Below are 20735 nucleotides of genomic sequence, written 5' to 3' on the forward strand. Positions count from 1 at the left end.
TATAGCTCTTCCGACTCATGGTGATAACGAGCTTCATCGCCTTTTGTCTCGCTGATTTTTGACCAGGCAACGAATCCGCTACCCCGCTCATAAGAAAAAAAATCTGACAAGATAAATAGATAAACATGAACTTTCACAACCGTTTACTGTCCAACAGATTAACTTTTCCATGGAAGTTCTATTGATATGAGGTATGTAATAAAACCAAAAACTGGCGCTGCGGCCAGTAGTGCAACAAAAACAACAAAAAAGAGCCGATCCAATTTAAACCCGGAATCTTCATCAATTAATGAGCGTGTTCATGAACATTCGAACAGATCCTCAAATACCAGAGTCCAGCAAAGTGCCAGGCCCTCCTACCCTGAAGCCACCAGAGAGAGGATCGATAAAGCTTTCGAAGAACTAAAAAAACAAAATTTCACAAATGCAGAAAAAGTGTTCCAGATCATATTAAACGAAGATCAGGACATACTGAGTCTGTTCCACTACCAAAACATAGTCATTGGGCTGGCAAGGTCACTAAAAGAGCAAACCCGCAAAAAACAGATAGAAGCCTGCTCTCTTCTGGAAGAACTCAGGTTGACTGGATCATTCACTGAGTTCGGGGCTTCGACCATTCATAACCTTGATCTGACCCTGAGTCGTTGTGAAGAGGCACTTGGAGAGTACTTTAACGCTGAAGCACGACTGTTAGCATTGAGAAACATAAAGCCCAATGCCAATGACAGGACCCTGTGCGAACCTTCAGGGAATTTCAACGCAGATATTACTATTGCACGACTTTGGCAGTCTATGGACAAACACACACTGACTGAAACACTTCTTCTGAACATAAATTCAGAGCTGACCAGAAGGTTGCGGTCAAAACCACACGCTCCCTCTGTGCAAAGACTGAGTAAGCACATCCCTACCGTTAATATGGCTCTGGTGCGAATATGGCAAGTGATGAGCAAATATGAGCAGGCTGAAAGACTGCTACTAAAAATGAGTGACAGGCACGAAAATGCAAGTGAAGACAGCGAACCCTCCGGGCATCATGACATCGATCTGAAACTGGTGCGACACTGGGGGCTAGTGGGCAAATATCAACTGGCTGAAAGGCTGCTGTTCAACATGAGCGGCAAGCAAGCCAATGCCAGTGAAGACATTCTGTGCACCCCCTCTGAACAGAGTGACACTGATCTGGCTCTGGTGAGACTCTGGTCACTGATGGGCAAACATCAACAGACTGAGAGACTTCTGCTGAACATGAGCGGCAAGCAACTCAGTGCCAGTGAAGACATTCTGTGCATCCCCTCTGAAAACCGTGACATTGATCTGGCTCTGATCAATCTCTGGCGAGTGATGGGTAAACATGAACTGGCTGAAAGGCTGCTGAAACGATGCAGTGAATTGTATCAGTTGGATGAATGTGAATTGGAGCAGTTGAAGCTATCTCCTGGCTAATCAGCAGAGCCCTTTTTAAGGTGCATGACATGAGAGCAAATATAAACGTGTCATTCTGAGAGGCATGGCGGTCCACCCCTGCAGGCACAGGGAACACTTTTTCATACCTCTCGAACTAGCAGCCAATGCCAATTAAGCGTCATAGCCAGTAGCAACAGGCTGCTTTATTCCTAAGAGGCTCTAACCGCCCAATCATTTAGCCATGGTCGTACGGTTAACAGCCCGCTGTGTCAGGATAGTTGTCCCGCTCACTGATTAACCAATAAAAGCTAGACAGTGGGCGATGGACGTTGAATATGCCTCGTTTTTCAGAGGAACGTAAATCAGCTGTTTTGAAAAAACTGTTACCACCACACAATCGCTCTGTGCCGGATGTTGCCAGAGAGGAAGGTATCAGCGAACAAACCCTGTATAATTGGCGTAAAAAACTACGGGACAAAGGATTACCTGTGCCAGGGAACGAACAAAAATCAGAACAATGGTCTGCTGAAAGCAAGTTTGCCGTGGTCGTCGAAACCGCTGCTTTGTCAGAAACAGAGTTAAGTGAATACTGCCGTAAAAAAGGGCTTTATCCTCAACAAGTCAAGGAGTGGAAGCACGCTTGTATTTCAGGTGCTGTTCAGGCTTCTCAGCGTGCAGACCAGGAAAGCAAGCAATTAAAACAAGAGCGTAAGCGCAATCAGAGCCTTGAAAAAGAGCTTCGCCGTAAAGACAAGGCGTTGGCAGAAGCTGCAGCCCTGCTGGTGCTATCAAAAAAGCTCGATGCCTTCTACGGGATAGACAGCGAGGACAACTGACACCTGTCGATAAGCGCCGCCAACTGCTGACATGGTTTGATGAGGCTATAGCAAACGGCGCTTCTCGCTGGAAGGCTGCTGAACAATTGGAAATATCCCTGAAAACACTGAATCGCTGGCGCGATGACAATGGTGCAGTGTTAACGGACAAACGCCCGGATGCCTTGCGCCCGGTACCCTCTAACAAACTGACTGAGGAAGAGGAGCAACGTATTCTGACTATCAGTAATGAAGATGAGTATGCGAGCCTGCCACCATCGCAGATCGTGCCAGCCCTTGCAGACAAGGGAGTATACGTTGCTTCTGAATCTAGCTTTTACCGTGTGTTGAAAAAGTATGGTCAGTTGCACCACCGCGGTCGTTCAAGAAAGCGATCGAAAAGCAACAAGCCGACAACCTATGTTGCTACTGGCCCTAACCAGGTCTGGTGTTGGGACATCAGTTACATACCTTCCAGGGTACGCGGCCAGTTCTGGTACCTCTACCTGATACTGGACGTTTACAGTCGTAAGATTGTTGGTTGGGAGATTCATAGCCGTGAGTCTGGTGAGTTAGCCAGTGAACTGATTAACCGGACAATGGTGGCTGAAAAATGCACTAAAACACCGCTTGTACTGCACTCAGACAATGGGGCTCCAATGACGTCGAGTACCTTTAAGGCCAAGCTTGAGGAATTGGGCATTATTCCCTCTCATAGTCGCCCAAGGGTGAGTAACGATAACGCATTTGCAGAATCGATCTTTAAAACGGTGAAGTACTGTCCTCAGTGGCCATCTCAAGGTTTTCTGACGTTAGAACACAGTCGACAGTGGATGCTGAAGTTTGAGCGCTTTTATAACAATGAACACCGCCATAGCTCAATCCGCTTTGTGACACCTGCGCAACGGCATGAGAAAAGAGATCAGGAAATCCTGAATCACCGGAAACAGGTGTATACCAAAGCGCGAGAAGCTAATCCAACGCGCTGGTCAGGAGTTATCAGAAACTGGGAGCCTGTAGGTGCGGTTGCACTGAATCCTGAGCGGTTGTCTGAAGCAAGAATTAACGAGAAAAAGGCAGCCTAAAATTCAGTTTTCGGGACAACTATCTTGAAAAACTCCGACAGAAGCACTTTATCGGCGGTTACGCTAACACGTGCAATGATTTACCACAATCTTGGGAACAGGATTTCCACTGAGTTTGGAGACAAAGAGAGAGATACTGGCTTTCTGGGAGGGGCGCTGACCAAACGCTCATCGACCATTTGAGATAAAATAGTTCTTATTGTTCTCTCTCCAAGATTGAACATTCCTTGTATCTCAGTTCTTTCTAATTCGCCTGTTCTTGTTGTCAGCAGTTCTTTATATATTGTCTTAACTTCAGGCCTCATTTTTGGAAGATGGCTACCATCCAAGCCTGTTATAGCCTGCCTGTTTCTCATTTCAAAATAAATATCTACTCGCTCAACCAAGCGTTTAGGGTCGAGTAGTTCATAAAAGAACTTAACTTGATCCAATGCGGTTTCAATAAAATAGGTCGTGAATTTTAATAAGCCTCTATCTGATAGCATCCCTCTGCCATCACTTGAACCCTGTCGCTCCATGTCAGCTGCTGCAAGAGCTTGGTAATAAGAGTCAACATCCCTGCCAAAACCACGGCTAATCGACCACAAACCATACCCACCAAGGTTGGCACAGTGTTTCATATAGTTATCTGTGAATAGCCTGCCCACTCTACCATTTCCATCCATAAAGGGGTGAATCCACATTAGTCTGTGGTGTGAGGCAGCGGCAGCAAAAATGCGGTTGGTCCCAAAAATCCTATCTGGGCTGTAAGCGTTCGAAAACCAGTTTAGAAGGCGTGTGAGTTCTTGGTATTCGGGAGCAATATGTTTTCCTACATGAGCATCTCTTGTGCGAAGCTTACCAGGTTGAATGTTGATTTTCTCACCGGTTTCGTCGTTGTCAATCTCAAGAAATTTCTTAGGCATCCCTTCATAAAAGGATCTGTGAAGTTCTTTTAAAAAATCAACAGTGCAAATTTCATTTCTATCTAACGACTTTTGATTTAAATATTTTTGAACATCAATATGATGCTTTATTTCAAATAAATCATCTTTTAAATCTTTTTCTTTGTTTAATTGTGCCTTTAGTATTTCTGCTGGCTGAGTTGGATTTCCTTCTATGCGGTTACTGTAGAAAGAGTTTACAACTCTAAGCATAAATTTGAGCGATTCTCTGAGAGATTCAGGTATATGGGCATTGAGTGCTGCATCAAGTTGCATCAGCTCAACCGCAGCATCTTGTAGCTCCCCTGAAGCACTATCCTGAAGTAAAAATGGTGTTATGGAAGTCATTTTTGCCGATCTTTTTGCCGATCTTTTTTCCAGTCTAGCATAGCTAAACAAAGGGTTTTATGGATATTTTCCATTATTTTTTGCCGGTTTTTGATAGAGTAAAAATTCCGGAATAGAGGCTTGCCAATGATCGAACCAAGAAGGGGTACCGCTTTGGGGCAACCTACTTACTTAAGGCATTAAAAGCAAACTCTTTCACGTGCCAGTGGATCAGCCAATTATGGAGGCAGACTTGAATCTGAGACTCCATAAAAAACATGATCAGCGACGTATATGAAGAATAACACCACCAAACCACTCAAATTCGAATTGCCAGTTTAAGGTCGCCGGAGGCTTGATAATCACAACTGGGATATTAACTCTAAGTTTACGTTTCCAGTTTGTGAAGGTGCTCAAGCTGATGTTTTGAGTTTGGCAAAAAGCTTTCTGGCTTAAACCACTGGCCATTTGCTGATCAATAATGTGTTGCCACTGTTCAGAGTTGAGACGGGTAAAGGGTTTTGTCAGTTGCTTAACACCTAATATCTCCTGCGTTGTATACAGGGGTAAGGCTGAAGCCAGGTTGCAATTTTGAAAGCGCCCCAATAGTTATAGAAAGACATGCCTGCTTCCACTTTCTGACAAGAGTTTCACATTATAGGGACAGACTATATGAGTAACATGATAAACATCAACAGTTCATAACTTCTCAACCTCAACTCCCACTGTAGTTTTTGACAGTCAAATAAAATTGCAACAATCGCAAAATCAATTACGCCAGACACAAGATAAATCGTCAAAAGGTGAATTTATCTTGTGGGGTTCAACTACAAAGCTAGCCAAGTTTGAAGGCGTAACCAGCCAAACTATGAGGCGCAAGATCGAAAGCGGTCACTACGAAAAAGTGAAGCAAACCAGTGGTGGTCACTTCCGCATATTCATTAACCAGCAGAGGAAGATATGCTATACAAGAGTGAGTTCTGGAAAGCAAAAATCCAGCATTGACACGCAAAAGCGTATCTTACTCAAAGAGCACCCTGATGCAGAATTTATCAGCAACATTGCCAGTGCTTTCAACTTTAAGCGAAAAGGACTGCAAACCATTCTGGAATCAGCGGTGTGCGGAAATCCAACCTATATTGTGGTTGCCACAAAAGATCGCCTTGCCCGATCAGGGTTTGGACTCATCAAATGGCTTGTTGAATTATCGGGAGGACACATCGAGGTTTTGGATGACCCGGATAACGCCAGTGAGTCATTCGACACCCAAGAGCTTATCGGTTTCATTACCTCATTCTGCAATAGCCACTACGGGAAGCGATCTGCTAAAAGACGCAAAGGACGCGAAGATAGTAGCGTCAAAAAAGATCAGGTTTTACCCAGAGAATAAGCAAGCCTATCACGATGCCCTGATACTCTATCGCAGGTCGTACAACCTTGCTGTTGAGCGTTTCCGCAACGATGACTATAAAGATGCCAGCGGAAAATTCATCAACATGCGACCTGCCATTAAAGCTCAAGTGGAGCAGGAGCAAAAAGAAAGTGGCAGGGCTTATAACTCGATTGTTTCTGATAATGGAACACTGGCGGCAGCGACCACATTCAAAGCGGTCTGCGAGCACAACAAGAAGCTCAATGGAGCTAAAGAGGGCTTTGCAGAAATCAGTTTCAAAAGCCGCAAAGGTAGCAGGCACTCATTCTCTATTGACCGTTTGCCAAAGGGATTAAATCCCTGCGTACAGGCTCTTGGCAAGATTCACCTGACAGAAGATGTGCCAGCAGAAGCGATTGGTAAATCTTGTGTCGTAACCTACGACAAAGGTCGCTGGTTCATTCAGGTTCAACAACATATTGAGCTAAATCCCGAAATCCAAGGGAAGGTTAGATGCGTTGGAGTTGACCCCGGAGTTCGCACCTTTGCCACTTGCTACAGCGAAAAAGAGGCGTTGAGTTCCCCGACATGCCCCAGTGGGCAAGAGATCGGATTATTCATTTCAACAGGGAAATTGACCGGCTGAAATGCAAAAAGGATGACATTGTTCTTGATCTGCATAACCGGCTGGCGTTCGAGTTGGTGTCGAACTACGACGTTGTATTTTTGCCAACCTTTGAGACAAGAGGTATGGTCACACGCAAAGATAAGAAGGTTCGCACCATTCGCCGTAACACCTGCCGCCAGATGCTTGACCTCAATCACTACCCATTCAAAAAGCGGCTTAAGTGGTACGCAAAAAAGTATGGAAAGCATGTAGTTGATTGCAACGAAGCCTATACATCCAAGACTCAATCATGGAACGGTACCATTGACGAAAAATTAGGTTCTTCCAAAATTATTAAGGGTGAGGGCTTCATCGTTGATCGTGACATCAACGGTGCCAGAAATGTCTTTCTTAAGTGTTTGACAAGGTAGCTTGAACCTTAGCCATAACAGCGAGTGTTGCGCTCGTTGCGGTTTTAATCAAGAGCAAGTGAACAGGCTGCACTTTTGTTATGGTCAATAGGGCATTGACTTAACAACGAACCCACTGTTTTTTTAGGTTCGGGGTCTGACAAAACAAACATGAGCCTGAAAACCAGACGACAAGCCGAGCCTTTCCTCATACCCCCACCGAATTCGTAGATTAAGAATCTTACCCAATCTAAACCTTCTGTCTTTTATCATCGTCTACTCTTTAAAGCTGTCGGTCAGTGTAGCAATTTATTCGAGCTAATGACTTTAGCTCGCTTCACGATTTTACTTTGGTGTTGTTATTATGTTTCGTCTCGTTTTTTATCATTATTATCAGCTCTTCAAGTTGTTGGCCCTGGCTTTTGTCTCTCTGCTCATGCAGGTGAGTGGCTCCTATTCTGACGAATGTTCGGGTCATAAAGACCCGGGGGCAGCGACTGAATGTAATCCGTCAAGCGCCCCTTCGGCATCAAAAGACAAGGCTGAACCGGAACCTGGGTATTCTTTTGTGGGCAATGAGTATGTGGGATTCTTTATAAAAGGCTCCGTTCCCCGGGACAAAGCTATTGAGCTGGCCGGTGAGGCTTTTCAATTCGTTTCACCGGCAGACTCACCGGAACGAGTAAGCTGCGCTATGCTGGTGGTCACCATTAACATTGATAGCGCCTTCAAGATTCCATTGCCTAACTTCTTTCAACCAGTTTACACCGAGGCTATCTGGATGCTGGAACTCAGCAAAGGCTCATATCTGGCAATCAAAGCACATACTGATTCATTGAAAATGAAATATGTTCTCAAATATTTCGACAAATACAATACATCTTATGGCTCAATGACAGTCAAAAAAGTAAATGGGAACGACACTTTTTCTCTCCGTTCAGAGGAGGGCCTTTTATTTTCAGCTACCTTTGGCGACTCAATAGAGAGTGATGATACATCGCTAATAGAGAATTTATGGACAAGAAGCGCTAATGGTGACTATTACAAGATTCCATGGGGGACTGCCAAACCTTCTGAGGCCTATTCCATAAAATGTCAGGTAGACGACAACCTTGACAAAAGTATCTTTGCAGACGTCATCTGGGACAATACTGCACAGCTCTATATGAAACGCAAACATGAATGTTCCATGGCGATTTCCGCTGAATTACCACTATTGTCCGATTAAGCCTGCGCCAAATCTGCTTAAATACCAGGCAGGGGAATACCCTTCCCCGCTCGCGCAGGGCACCCGGTACAGCAGCCTGGTGATATTGAAGCCTTATGGTTCAGTTAATGCTCTGCCACTCCCAGCGCACTGCGCTGCATCTCAATACTGGTGGTGCAGAAATCCCCTGAACCATCTCTGGCTGAAAGCCTATTAATTACTCTCACTGCCTTGTGGGAGCGAAAGGTCATATCCAGACCGGCATTACTGTGTTTAACCGGCGCAGGCTCTCCCCGGTAGACTGTGGCTGAGACGGTGATCTTGTTCAGATCTTTCGGATCGACTTCAAACGGGCTCTCGTCCAATACAGTGAAGTTGGCGTACTTCCCGACATCAATGGTGCCAATCTGGTTTTCTAAGCGGGCAGTATAGGCCGCGTTGATAGTGATGGCCTTGAGTGCTTCTTCGACACTGATCCGCTCCAGAGGCCCAAGTGTTCTACTGCCGGATAAGCCTAAGCGGTTAACTGCTGCCCAAGCCAGGCTCAGTGGCTGCGCCGGTGCCATGGGTGCATCAGAGTGTAGGGAAAGTACACCGCCTGCATCAATGAACGATTGGCCACGGGACATGGTTTCCGCCCGCTCTTTCCCGATTCCGTGCACGCTATAAAGCTCACCCAGTATGTGGGTGTAGTAAGGATTAACGCTGAAGTTGGCGCCCTGGTCAACGGCTCGGGTAATATCGTCTTTGCCGGTAAAGCCCAGGTGGTGGTATCCGGTTCGGTGATCTTCTCTGGGCGCTTCATTGTTTAGCGTTTCAACAATATCGATAGCGGTTTCAAACCCGAGGTCACCATTTGCATGGACAATAACCGTGTAATCGTCGTACCAGTAAGGCCTCATGCTGTCTTCGAGTTCTTCCGGTTTTTGGATCCATTCGCCTTTGTGGCCATCGGTATAGCCATCTTTCATATGCATTAACTGGCTATACATTGCCCCGTCAGAAAATAATTTGACGTACTTTGGCAGCCAATTGATTTGGTCAGATTCTTTGTAGGTCCGGGTTTGTTGTTCTGCCATGGCTTTGCCTTTTTCGGCATCATTTTGCGATAGCATGTAGGTGAAATTGCCTGCCGGGATCAACCAGTAGTCCATCGGAAAGGTATCATTGGTCAAGACATCCACCATTTCGTTATACATCTGCGCAGAGAGCAGGACACCCGGGTCAATCACCGTGGTGATACCGCCTGAATGGACATAGTCTTTAGTGCGTTTAACCCCTTTGGCAAATCGTCCCGAGTCCAAGAAATACATAAAGAGCTCGTTCATGATCGCTTTCAGACCCGTCTCGTAGGCGTGACCTCTATCCCAATTAAGCTGGGATATTTGTTTTTTCTTCCAATCCGTTTCGTTCCAGCCCAGCATCTTAAGGGCAGCATCGTTAAAATAAACCTCGTGAAAGCTACGGTGCCATACAATAATTGGCCGGGTTTCGGAGAGCTTATTCAAGGCCTTTTTGCTCATGTTCTGACCATGAAAATAGTTGTGATATCCCCAGGTAATAAGAGGTTCGTTCTCAGGCAGAGACTGTTCCAGTCGAGCAAGCTGGTCAAAGTAGGCTTTCTCATTTTGGACACCATTCACATACCCCCAGGGGAATGCCCAGTCTGCGGGGGTGATGAAATCCATACTCAGTAACAGACTGCTCATCCAGATATGCATATGAGGCTCGACAAAACCCGGCAGAATCGTTTTATCGATGTATTGTGTATCTACCACCAGATTACTTTCGTTTTTGTAGGCTTCTATCAACGCTTCCTGATGGCCGATATTGATAACCTTCCCGTCCTGAACTGCAATGGCGGTGGGTTTGTCTTTAATGGTCTCTGAGAGGGTAATGATGTCATTGGAGACAAATACAGTGATGGGGCTGGTAACAGACTCATCTGGACCCCCTCCGATTGAGCACCCTGCCAGGATGGATAAGGACACAGTTAATGCGGAAACTTTGAAGATATTTTTCATATTACAAACCGTCAATGAAAAAGGCAGAGCATCCCCGGGTTAACCACTCCACCAAAAGGCAAGATGCAAAAAATAGCAATATTAAACGGCCATGATAAATGCATTATGATGGGCAATTACATTCATTTTTTATGGGCAGCAGGAGAAAGATAAATGTTCTCATACGAGCACTTAGCCGCATTTTGCGCCACGTTTGAAGAAGCCAGCTACAGCAAAGCAGCAAAGAAACTGAACAAAGACAGAACCACCATTCGTGAGCAAGTGAAGGCGTTAGAAGACAGTTTTGCAATCCGTTTGTTTGCCATTGAGGGAAAGAAAGCCGTGGCAACAAACGAAGCTGATGCCCTCTATCGTCAGGCAAAGGTGCTGGTTAAAAACAGTAATCTTCTCTATCGCCGAATGATCGACAGCTACAAACAGACACTTGAATCTCTGATTGTTTACCATGACAACCTGGTACCCAATAGCTTGATAAGACTGGTTAATCAATCAGTCAGGGATCAGTTTCCGATGTTGCGCCTGCATTGGTTGCATCGAAACCGGGATGAGACGCTGGACGCGTTAGTGAGCAACCAGCATTGTGTTGCCATTATGCAAAGCCGGCTTAGAAACATGCCTGAGCGTACCTTCAGTTTTATTAATCTGGGTACCAGTGAACACGGTTTTTATTGTCATCCTGAGCACGCACTGGCAAAGCGAGATTGTATTCAAATGGATGAGCTTGAACTGGCCACGCAATACTTAAGCGAAAACCACCATAATAGTAATCCTGAACTTTATTCCATTTCTACCCATGTATGCTTAGTGAGTAATCTTAAGGTAGACATTAAGCCCCACCCACAGCACAAAGACCTAATCTTGTACGCCCTGAACAACCATCTCGTGCAGGGTGTTCACGTTTCGCATTATCTGCCCAGAAGTTGAGCAGCTTCCTTGTATGTGAGAGCAGAGACTTTCCTGCATTCATAAGGGATAAAATGACATTACCAAACAGTCGGGTTCCACTTTTCATCGCCTTATGCGTCGAGATTTCTTCAATGGCTCCACTTTCATAGAGGTTCGCCTGTGCAGCATGGGCAAGATACCTTTTCAACGTCACAACCACGAAGGACATCAGAATCAGGCTAAACACCAGTGTCGCTGATTTAGTGTTAAAACGATGCCACCCTGAATAGGACTTGATCGTAAGCGCCAAATAAACCAGCGTACTGGCTGCCGCCCCCAAGATTTCTTATTCTTTGCCTGTCTTAACATTCCAGGGGAGAAGCTGTTCCAGTTTCTCAACGGTATCGGCGTAAGGCAGCTCTTTTAAAATATGGTTCAGGTAATTGAAAGGCTCCAGACCATTCACCTTTGCGCTTTCAATCAGGCTGTATAAAAGGGCACTGGCTTGCGCCCCTTTTGGCGTGTCTGCAAACATCCAGTTCTTGCGGCCAATAGCGAAGGGGCGGATGGTGTTTTCCGCTGCGGCATTACTGATATCCAGGTGGCCGTTGTCACAGTAAACGACCAGTTTTGGCCATTGGTTCAATGCATAGCTCATGGCTTGGTGCGACAGGCTGCCCGGGTCTAGCCTGGTTATGTTTTTCTCCAGCCATACATGAAAGTCGTCCAGTAGTGGCTTACTCTTTTGCTGACGCAGGATGGCTTTTTCTGATGGAGGAAGATCTCCTATTTCTTTCTCAATGGCGTAAAGCTTACCGATTTTGCCTAAAGCGACATTCGCCTTGCTAACGCGGGTGTTTTTCACCTTTTTGCCCGGTTTGGCTTCGCCCTTCCTGGCATCCAGAAATTTCCTGCGAACGTGGTCGAAGCAACCCGCCTGGGTGATGCCTTCTTGTTTGCATACAGCGTCGTAACTGGCATACCCGTCAGTTTGCAGGTAACCGCTGAACCCTTCGAACAGACGCAGGGGAACCTCCTTGCCTCTTGAGGGATCGTATTCAAACACCACCGATGTTTGTCCGGGTGGCCCACCAAGGCTGACCCACATATATTTGTCAGAGTTGATGGACTTGCTGGTTTCCTTGATCACCTGAATTCGGGTTTCGTCAGCATGGATCACCGAACCGGTCTTTTGATGATCTCTCATCAAATTGATGAGTGGCCGCAGTTCTGTAGACAGCCGAATCAAAGAGTTGGCCATCGTCGTCCGGGTGACAGAGCCACCGTATCGCTTGAGGATATTCTCTTGCCTGTACAAAGGCAGTGCGTCGCAGTACTTGGAGACAATGATCCAGGCCAGTGTGCAAACAGAGAGTGAAGATTTGGGCAGTGGGTGTTTTGGCAGCTCTGCAACTTTAATGACCCGCTTCTCCTGTCCATGCTCATCGACTTCTGGAAAGACTGCTTTCTCTTGCAGAATTTCTTTCACCTGAACCTTGGTCGGAACGATATCAAGCTCTTCACGGACTTTGACAAAGAAGGTATCAATGGCTCCGGCTTTTTCTTCTTCACTGAGTTCAGAGCGTTCCTGCACTCTGGGCAGAGACTCTGAAAATGACTTGCGCCCTGTTTTCTTTTTGCGTGGTTTTGGAGGCTCTTGCTCTGGCTGACCTTCAGCTTCGTCTTGCTCTCCGGTGCAGCCTTCCAGCTCCACCTCGTTGAAAATGTCGACCTGGCTGTTGTTTTTTTCAGTGCTTCTTCCGTACAGGCGGGATCGGGAGAGCCTCAGGTACTCTTCCAGTTGCGCAATGCGTTTTTTTTGAGAATCGATGACCTCTGACTTCTTTTGAATAATGTCGTCTTTTTCAAGAAGGGCATTTTCTTTTTCAAGAAGGGCATTTTCTTTTTCAAGAATGACACTTTCCTGCGAATGGATCGCCTCAAACAAGGCGACCATTTCAGGGTTAGTCTCAGCCTGATGAAAGGGCAAATCCAGTGCGGATTTCGGCTGAAAAATCAGAGTGTCGGCGGTCGATTTCATGGTCGCTATTTTACCATAAAACCCTGAAAAACAGGACTAAAAACAGCTCTCATAATGCCTTTTTTTATGGGGTTGCATGGCATTGAGATTGTAGCCGTCCAGCAGCCAGTTTAATTGTTTCCCGGTTAATGTAACCAGCTCTTCGTCCGGTTTGGGCCAGTGGAATTTGTCCTCAGACAGGCTCTTGTAATAAAGCACAAAACCATTATCTTCCCAGAACAGGCACTTGATTTTATTACGCTGCCGGTTGGTAAACGCATATAAATAGCCGTCAAAGGGGTTGTGCCCCAGCTCTTGTTCAACCAACACAGCAAGCCCACGAAATGACTTGCGAAAGTCAATCGGCTCCCGGTAGAGAAACACCTTTGGTAATACCTCTGACGGTCGCATAACCGGGGTGTTCATAGCATATCCCTCACCAGTTGCTCACAAAGCGACAGGTTACTTTCATCAATACCGGACACTGTTACACCACTGGGTAGGGTGATGGAGAGTGGTGTTATCCGAGAAGGCGCACCAGGTTCTGGTTGGGGTGTTACCTGGACAAAGCCAGAGTTGTTCGGGGTCGGTTTTACGCTGGGGGTTGTGTCGAGTTTACGCTTCCAGTATCCGAATTTGGATACCCTTATACCATGCTGTTGGCACCACGCACTCTGAGTCAAACCTGAATCCCGCCACGACTGAACACGCTCTAGCCATTCACTGTCTGCGGGTAATTTCTTTGACATATTGGCCTCCTTATATCGGGAGGCTAATCATTTCAAATGGGGTTTTGATTCTGAAGGGCGTGGGTTTATTTGGCGTTTACACTTGATCTCTTTGAAGATAAGCTCTATTTGCCATCGTAGACGATAGGCCTGAAGTACTTCATTCAGGGTGAACTCAACCCGGTTAAGGTTGCTTACAACGAATACCCATTTCAGTTTCCTGTCATTCCAGCGGACAACCAAACGATATGGCCAGGCTTTGAATCCTGGCCATTCTACATCCAGGTCGAGGCATTGATCTTTAGGGAAGCCAGACAACACTTCCTTAAGTTTTTTCCCTTTGTAGCGATTCAGATTTTTGCCATCCTCCCGTACTGCGCTGAGTATCGTCGGGTTGATACTCTGAGGTGCCTTGCAGATAAAAGAACCTTCCCGATCATCAATGGCAGCAAAGCGTTCCAACTCAAAATAACCGGCATCGATCAGCATCAGGATATTAGCCATGGAGGTTGGCAGTGGTGGCAGACAGTCTCTTTCTGAACGGGTATCTTCAGTGAGCTGCACGCGCACCAGATTGTTGGTAAGAAGATCCATTGTCGTATGAAGTTCTACAGCAGCAGGACTGACCGTTGAGAACCTGCCGGGAAATGTTTCCTTTAGGGCATTGTAGACAGCCTGCGATGAGCCGTCATGAATCAGAATGTGCTCGAACTCTGAAAATGGACTGTCCTCATCAAACGCCATGACTTTGCGGGTAAAGACTTCCAGACACTGCACCCATAGCCAGAGGACAAGAGCAGGCATCGCGTCTTTTTTAGCTTGATTTGCCCAGGAACGATAGGAGACATTCAGCCCCGTCAACTCATTAAATTTACGGTGGAGATCGGCTTGAGTATCGCAGTTTCCATCACCAGCAAGGGCATCAATCAGTGAAAGGATAAAGTCCAAGGGGCGGATATCTCGCTGTCGTATAGTAAAACCAAGCTGTTCCGCCATACTGAGAAGTTCAGACCGGTCGAAACACGTCAGCAGTTTTTTTGAACTAGTCTACTATTTGCGATACTCATCTTGTTCAGCCTTGATACTTTTCGCGAAGCTTTATTTTGGCTGTTCAAGGTGAGTTCTGCCGCTGGAAATGAAGCTTTTTTGAGCTTAATGTCTACCCTAAGAGTGAGTAATAATGATGTACTACTGACTCTGCTGCTTGAAGACGGGTGGGCGATCCTGGAGCACTCTTTAGCTGCGCCCTTGTTGCAAAGTGGTCAGTTGGTGCAACTCAATGTTAATGAACTGGCTAACGCGCTTCGGGTACATTTATCATTTTATTGTCCTCCGGAATTAGAACGTTATCCGGAAGTTGCAGCTGTTAAATCTGCATTACAGGTATTTGCCAAGAGTAATTTCCGCTAGTTGCAAGGTACTCACACTCCAGAGAAATAGCGGAATCAAGAACTCCGGACTGGATAACCATGAACTTTTATGCCTGTTTACTGTCGAATGGCATAGATTTCTTTGGATGTTCTATTGCTATGAGTTACGGATTACCAACAACAACCCATGCCGCCGCCAGTTCGAGTACCACTACGACATCGCAACCATCACAGTATTATTCGTCAGGTTCAAGTACCGATACTGCACCAAAGCGTAAATCTGACTTAAACCCGGAAGCTCGACCGTTTGTGCCACGTGCTCAAGGTGTTCAGGAATGTACGAACACACCTCCAGATATCGGGCACCGACAAGCCACTGAATACCCAACGTCTACTCCCCGGAGGTTTGGCCAAAGAGCAAGTAGCCCTCGCCCTGAAGCGACTCAACAAGCGATTAAAGAAAAGATCAGTAGCGGTTTCGATACATTAAAAGATAAGGACTTCATAAATGCAGAAGCAACATTCCGGGCCATCTTAAACGAAAACCAGGGCAAGCTGACCCTGTTAGAAGAGCAGAACACAACCATAGGGCTTGCAAGATCGCTAAAAGAGCAAACTTATGAAAAAAAGAGAGAAGCCTGCGACCTTCTGGAAAAACTCAGGTTGAAAGGAAAGCTCACCACGCTCAGGGCTTCGACCATTAAAAGCCTTGATCTGACCCTGAGTCAATGTGAAATGGCACTTGGAAGGTACCCTGATGCTGAAGCACGACTTTTGAGACTGAGAAACATAAACCCCGATGCTGATGAGACGAGCCTTTGTCAGCCTTCTGACAATTTTGACGCTGATATGTCTAATAGCAAGCTGTGGCAGGTTATGGAAAAACACACACTGACTGAAACATTGCTGCTCAACATGCGATCAGTGTTGACTATTAATTTACAGTCGGTCCGATCCGCTTACGCCTTACAAAAACTGCATAAAAACCTCCATACAGTTAATATGACTCTGGCAATATTCTGGCAGGAGAGAGGCAAAAATCAATGGGCTGAAGGTCTGCTGTTGAGCATAATGGGTGAAGCCGCCAATGGCAGTGAGGAGTTCCTGCACCGTCCCTGTCATCATGACATTAAACTGGCGCTGGCAAGACTCTGGAACGTGATGGACAAAAATTATCAATCTGAAAGACTGCTGCTGAGCCTGAGCAACAAGCCTCCTTATGCCAGTGAGGAGATTATGTGCACCCCCTCTGATCATCGTAAAATTGATCTGGCTCTGGTGCGGCTTTGGCAGAAGATGGGTAGATATGATCGGGCTGAGAGACTGCTGCTGAATATGAGTGGCAAGCACCTTGGTATGAGTTCGGACATCCTTTGCAGGCCATGTGGGCAGCATGTCATTGATCTGGCTCTGCTGCGTCTATGGCAGGATATGGACAAACATGAACTGTCTGAAAGACTGCTGCTGAACATGAGCCACAAGCATCCCGATGACAGCGAAGACACCCTGTGCAAGCCCATTGGAAATCATGTTATCGACATCACTCTGGCACGACATTGGGAGCTGGCGGGCAAATATAACCGCTCTGAAAGACTGCTGCTAAACATGTGTGGTATAGACCCAAATGCCAGTGAAGACACCCTTTGCACACCTGGTGAGAATCAGGAAATTGACCTCACCCGTATGCGACTCTGGCAGCTGATGGGCAAATATGAATGGTCTGAGAGACTGACCCTGAATATGAGAGGCAAGCCCCCCAATGCCGATGAAGACACCCTTTGCTCGCCTTCCGGGAATCATAGCATTGACGTGTGCCAGGCACGAATCTGGCAAAATATGAACAAATATGAACTGTCTGAGAGGCTGCTGCTGAACATAAGTCACAAGCACCCTAATGCCGATGAAGACAGGCTCTGCACGCCTTCCGGGAATCGTGAAGTTGATCTGGCCCTGGTTCGACTCTGGAAGATAACGGGAAAAAATAAAATAGCTGAAAGCCTGCTGCTGAACATGAGAGGTACTCACCTCTATGCCAGTGAGGAAGAACGATGCAGCCCCTGTGGAAATCTGGAACTAGACATGACTATAACGCGACACTGGGAGGAAACAGACAAACTGTATCTGTCTGAAAGACTCTTGCTGAACATGAGTAACAAGCACCCCTTCGACAGTGAGGATCGTCTGTGCATGCCTTGTGGGAATCGTAACGTTGACCTGGCAATGGTTCGACTCTGGCAAAAAACAGGCAGATATGAATGGGCTAAAGTACTGATCACTCACTGCTATGATTTATACCACTCGAGTGAGTGTGAATTAGCAATGTTGAGCTTATGTGCCGGAGAAGCAGGATTTTTCGAAATGACCAGCAGTTATCCGGTGAGCGCTAATACCCTGCTGGCTAAATCGATCCATTATTTCAGACTGGCATGTGAGCAAATAACAGAGGACGTCCCGGGTTTAGGAAAAGATAACTTAAACAAGGCGATCGAGCTTGTTGAATCTGCATTGGCAAAGTTCCCCCCAAGTGCAGGCGCTTGTTCGCAAAAAGCGCATTGTCTCAGAATGATGGGTGCCAGCGAGAAAGAATGGAAGGAATGGTTCCAAAAAGCCAACCTCCTTGACCCCAACCGATTACAAAAGAGTAAAACTGATTTTTGGCGAAGCAAAGAATCCGCTGCTCTTCAAAAGTTATGGGATCTCAAAGAGTAAACAGACATTTTTGAACCTTTATGCCTGATGACTCAGGCCAGCCTGCCGGGCAAGAAGGATTTATGGACATGATGAGTCGCTATCCGGAAAGTGCGAACCTTGCAGGCTCTCAATATAGACGAACAAACATGAACTTTAATGTCCGTTTGCTGTCCAAGGAGCACAGTTTTACAGAGATGTATTGCAATGACATACGGACCAACATCAACCAACAGCGCCACGGTCAGTTCCAGCGCTCCGACATTTACGACACCCCAAGCGAGTAAATCTTCCTTAAACCCGAATGCAGAACCGTTTATTCCACGCTCTGAACAGGTTAAGCAAAGTCCGGACACACCCTTATCTGTCAGATACCCACAAACGACTGCAGGCCAGAACATCACTCCTCAGACGTTTCAAAAACAGAGGATAAAAAATTATTCCAAAGAAACTGCAATGAAGGTTAATAACGCTTACGAAGCACTAAAAAAACAAAATTTCATAAAAGCAGAAGAAATATTCCGGACCCTCTTAAGCGAAAACCAGGGCATACAAAGTCAGTTGGGCTATCAAGACATAATCATAGGGCTTGCAAGGTCGCTAAAAGAGCAAGCGGTTAACAAACAGATAGAAGCCTGCAATATTCTGAATCAACTCAGATCAGAAGGACCGCTTAATGCATTTGGGGCTTCGACCATTCATGACCTTGATCTGACCCTGAGCCTTTGTGAAGAGAAAATTGGTTTGCCACTGAACGCGGAAGCACGACTTTTGATGTTGAGAAACAAAAGGCTCAATGATAATGAAAATGCCCTGTGTGCGATTTCTGGCAATTTTGACGCAGACATTAACATGGCCCGAATATGGCAATTTTTACACAAATGGTCGCTGTCTGAAAAACTCCTGTTGAACATAAGAGCAGCGCTGATTAATAGCCTGTTGTTGAATCCATACGATGTAGAAAAATTGCGCAGACACCTCCATCTCGTAAATTTGGCTCTGGTTCGACTCTGGCAGCTTATGCAAAAATTCCAACTGTCTGAGGGCCTGCTGCTGGAAATGATGGGCAAACATCCCGATGACAGTGAGGACATTCTCTGCAAGCCCTCCGCCCATGATGACATCAACCTGGCTCTGGTGCGTCTCTGGCAGGATATGGGGAAACATAAACAGTCCGAAAGACTGCTGCTGAAAATGAGCAAAAAGCATCCTGAGGACACTGAGGACATTCTCTGTCGGCCCTCTGGGGATCATGACATTGACCTGGCTCTGGCAAGATTATGGATAATTATGGGCAAACATAAGCTGGCTGAAAGACTGCTGCTGAGCACTTGTGGCAAGCGCCCCGATGAGAGTTGGGACTACCTGTGCAAGCCCACCGGGCATCATGTTATTGATCTGGCTCAGGTACGCCTCTGGCAGGAAATGGACAAACATGAACTGTCTGAAAGACTGCTGCTGAACATGTGCCACAAGCATCCTCATGACAGTGCAGACAGCCTGTGTAAGCCCACTGGGCATCCTATTATCGACATCGCTCTGGTGCGACATTGGGAGCTGGAGGGCAAATATCAACTGGCTGAAAGACTGTTGCTTAACCTGTGTGGCACGCACCCGGATGCCAGTGAAGACAGCCTTTGCAAACCTTGTGGGAATCAGGAAATTGATCTGGCCCGGATGCGACTCGGGCAGCTAATGGGCAAACATGAACGCTCTGAAAGGCTGCTACTGAATATGATTGGCCTACACCCCAATGCCGATGAAGACAGCCTGTGCAGGCCCTCAGGGAATCATGACATTGATATGGCCCGGGTGCGAGTCTGGCAAGTTATCGGCAAAGATGAACTGTCCGAGAGGCTGCTGCTGAATATGATTGGCCTGCAGCCCGATGCCGATGAAGACAGCCTGTGCAAACCTTCCGGGAATCATGAGATTGATCTGGCTCGGGTGCGACTCTGGCAAGATAAGAGCAAATATGAACTGTCTGAGAGGCTGCTGCTGAACATGAGTGGTAAGTACTTATGTGCCAGTGAGGAGGAACTCTGCAGGCCCTGTGGAAATCATCTCACTGACCTGTCCCTGGCGCGACTTTGGGAGTTCATGGACAAAGATTACCTGACTGAAAGGCTGTTACTGAACATGAGTGGCAAGCACCCCAATGCCGACGAAGGCAGCCTGTGCAAACCTTGCGGGAATCATTTCATTGACCTGGCTCTGGCGCGACTTTGGGAGTTCATGGATAAAAATTATCTGGCCGAAAAGCTATTGCTGAACATGAGTAGCAAGCACCCCGATGACAGTGACGATCGTCTGTGCATGCCTTGCGGGAATCATCATATAGATCTGGCACTGGTACGACTCTGGCAGAGAATCGGCAAATATGAATGGGCAAAAGAACTGATCACGCGCTGCTGTGATGTATACCCTTCGAGTGAGTGTGAATTAGCACTGTTGAGATTATCTGCCGGGCAAGCAGGATTTTTGGAAATGATCAGCAGGCACCCGGAGAATGCTAATACCCTGCTGACTTGCTCGATCCATTATTTCAGGCTGGCATGTGAGCAAATAACAGAGGGCGTCCCGGAGTCAGGAAAAGATAACTTAAACAAGGCGCTCGAGCTTGTTGAATCAGCATTGGAAAAGTACCCCCCGAGTGCAAGAGTTTGTTCGCAAAAAGCGCATTGTCTCAGAATGGTGGGAGCCAGGGAGAAAGAATGGAAGGAATGGTTCCAAAAAGCCAACTTCCTTGAACCCAACCGATTGCAGAGGAGTAAAACTGATTTTTGGCGAAGCAAAGAAGCCGCTGCCCTTCAGAAGTTATCGAATCTCAAAGAGTAAACAGACATCCTTGAATCTTTATGCCTGAT

At 46.5% G+C, this 20735-nt stretch carries 17 protein-coding genes; 9 read left to right on the plus strand and 8 right to left on the minus strand.

From position 1 onward, the window contains the following. Positions 1–186 precede the first annotated feature (186 nt). Both ACOMG9_RS16640 and ACOMG9_RS16645 read left to right on the plus strand, forming a co-directional pair. Positions 187–1446 carry a hypothetical protein gene (locus tag ACOMG9_RS16640; protein ID WP_448217699.1) on the plus strand — a complete coding sequence of 420 codons (1260 nt, stop codon included), beginning with the start codon at positions 187–189 and terminating at the stop codon, positions 1444–1446. 296 nt (positions 1447–1742) lie between these two features. After that, a protein-coding gene (locus ACOMG9_RS16645; protein WP_448215008.1) for an IS3 family transposase occupies positions 1743–3307 on the plus strand; the annotation gives its coding sequence in 2 pieces (ribosomal slippage) (positions 1743–2196 and positions 2196–3307; 1566 coding nt in all). A gap of 80 nt (positions 3308–3387) precedes the next feature. On the opposite strand, the gene ACOMG9_RS16650 is transcribed toward ACOMG9_RS16645, so the two are convergent. Both ACOMG9_RS16650 and tnpA (ACOMG9_RS16655) read right to left on the minus strand, forming a co-directional pair. Then, positions 3388–4578 (minus strand): Fic family protein, encoded by a 1191-nt coding sequence (locus tag ACOMG9_RS16650; protein WP_494529116.1) that lies wholly within the window; start codon positions 4576–4578, stop codon positions 3388–3390. Positions 4579–4839: 261 nt separating this feature from the next. Next, entirely contained in the window at positions 4840–5163 is a 324-nt protein-coding gene (gene tnpA / locus ACOMG9_RS16655; RefSeq protein ID WP_494529117.1) for an IS66 family insertion sequence element accessory protein TnpA, read from the minus strand. 208 nt (positions 5164–5371) lie between these two features. Here tnpA (ACOMG9_RS16655) and ACOMG9_RS16660 point away from each other — a divergent pair, with 208 nt between their 5' ends. The 3 genes from ACOMG9_RS16660 to ACOMG9_RS16670 all read left to right on the plus strand — a co-directional run bounded on the left by ACOMG9_RS16660 (position 5372) and on the right by ACOMG9_RS16670 (position 8174). After that, positions 5372–5947, plus strand: a complete 576-nt coding sequence (locus tag ACOMG9_RS16660) for an IS607 family transposase (RefSeq protein WP_494529118.1) — start codon at positions 5372–5374, stop codon at positions 5945–5947. Between the two features lie 570 nt (positions 5948–6517). After that, entirely contained in the window at positions 6518–6967 is a 450-nt protein-coding gene (locus ACOMG9_RS16665; protein ID WP_494529119.1) for a zinc ribbon domain-containing protein, read from the plus strand. A gap of 343 nt (positions 6968–7310) precedes the next feature. Next, positions 7311–8174 (plus strand): hypothetical protein, encoded by an 864-nt coding sequence (locus tag ACOMG9_RS16670; protein WP_494529120.1) that lies wholly within the window; start codon positions 7311–7313, stop codon positions 8172–8174. Positions 8175–8278: 104 nt separating this feature from the next. Here ACOMG9_RS16670 and ACOMG9_RS16675 read toward each other — a convergent pair whose 3' ends face one another. After that, the gene (locus ACOMG9_RS16675) at positions 8279–10177 is read right to left on the minus strand and encodes an amidohydrolase (protein WP_448217711.1); all 1899 of its coding nucleotides are present in this window, start codon (positions 10175–10177) and stop codon (positions 8279–8281) included. A 153-nt stretch (positions 10178–10330) separates the two neighbouring features. Here ACOMG9_RS16675 and ACOMG9_RS16680 point away from each other — a divergent pair, with 153 nt between their 5' ends. Then, positions 10331–11101 carry a LysR family transcriptional regulator gene (locus ACOMG9_RS16680; RefSeq protein WP_494529121.1) on the plus strand — a complete coding sequence of 257 codons (771 nt, stop codon included), beginning with the start codon at positions 10331–10333 and terminating at the stop codon, positions 11099–11101. Between the two features lie 307 nt (positions 11102–11408). Here ACOMG9_RS16680 and tnpC read toward each other — a convergent pair whose 3' ends face one another. From tnpC to ACOMG9_RS16700, 4 genes are read right to left on the minus strand one after another with little or no spacing between them, the layout of a single operon-like run. Continuing rightward, positions 11409–13103: an IS66 family transposase gene (gene tnpC, locus ACOMG9_RS16685; RefSeq protein WP_494529122.1), complete on the minus strand. Its 1695-nt coding sequence runs from the start codon at positions 13101–13103 to the stop codon at positions 11409–11411. Positions 13104–13139: 36 nt separating this feature from the next. Beyond that, positions 13140–13508: an IS66 family insertion sequence element accessory protein TnpB gene (tnpB, locus tag ACOMG9_RS16690; protein WP_448215654.1), complete on the minus strand. Its 369-nt coding sequence runs from the start codon at positions 13506–13508 to the stop codon at positions 13140–13142. Then, positions 13505–13831 (minus strand): IS66 family insertion sequence element accessory protein TnpA, encoded by a 327-nt coding sequence (gene tnpA, locus ACOMG9_RS16695; RefSeq protein ID WP_448215653.1) that lies wholly within the window; start codon positions 13829–13831, stop codon positions 13505–13507. Before tnpA (ACOMG9_RS16695) ends, tnpB begins: the two co-directional genes overlap by 4 nt. Positions 13832–13858: 27 nt before the next feature. Further along, the gene (locus tag ACOMG9_RS16700) at positions 13859–14842 is read right to left on the minus strand and encodes an IS4 family transposase (protein WP_494530395.1); all 984 of its coding nucleotides are present in this window, start codon (positions 14840–14842) and stop codon (positions 13859–13861) included. Positions 14843–14878: 36 nt separating this feature from the next. Between ACOMG9_RS16700 and ACOMG9_RS16705 the strand changes: the two genes are divergently transcribed. Together ACOMG9_RS16705 and ACOMG9_RS16710 are read left to right on the plus strand one after the other, a co-directional pair. Further along, the gene (locus tag ACOMG9_RS16705) at positions 14879–15220 is read left to right on the plus strand and encodes a hypothetical protein (protein ID WP_494529123.1); all 342 of its coding nucleotides are present in this window, start codon (positions 14879–14881) and stop codon (positions 15218–15220) included. Between the two features lie 119 nt (positions 15221–15339). Further along, a complete protein-coding gene (locus tag ACOMG9_RS16710) occupies positions 15340–17889 on the plus strand; it encodes a hypothetical protein (RefSeq protein WP_494529124.1) in 2550 nt (849 codons plus the stop codon). Positions 17890–17921: 32 nt separating this feature from the next. Here ACOMG9_RS16710 and ACOMG9_RS16715 read toward each other — a convergent pair whose 3' ends face one another. Further along, the gene (locus ACOMG9_RS16715; protein ID WP_494529125.1) at positions 17922–18269 is read right to left on the minus strand and encodes a hypothetical protein; all 348 of its coding nucleotides are present in this window, start codon (positions 18267–18269) and stop codon (positions 17922–17924) included. A 55-nt stretch (positions 18270–18324) separates the two neighbouring features. Between ACOMG9_RS16715 and ACOMG9_RS16720 the strand changes: the two genes are divergently transcribed. Beyond that, positions 18325–20706: a tetratricopeptide repeat protein gene (locus ACOMG9_RS16720; protein WP_494529126.1), complete on the plus strand. Its 2382-nt coding sequence runs from the start codon at positions 18325–18327 to the stop codon at positions 20704–20706. Positions 20707–20735: the final 29 nt, after the last annotated feature.

The organism is Endozoicomonas sp. PH6C (assembly GCF_059322965.1).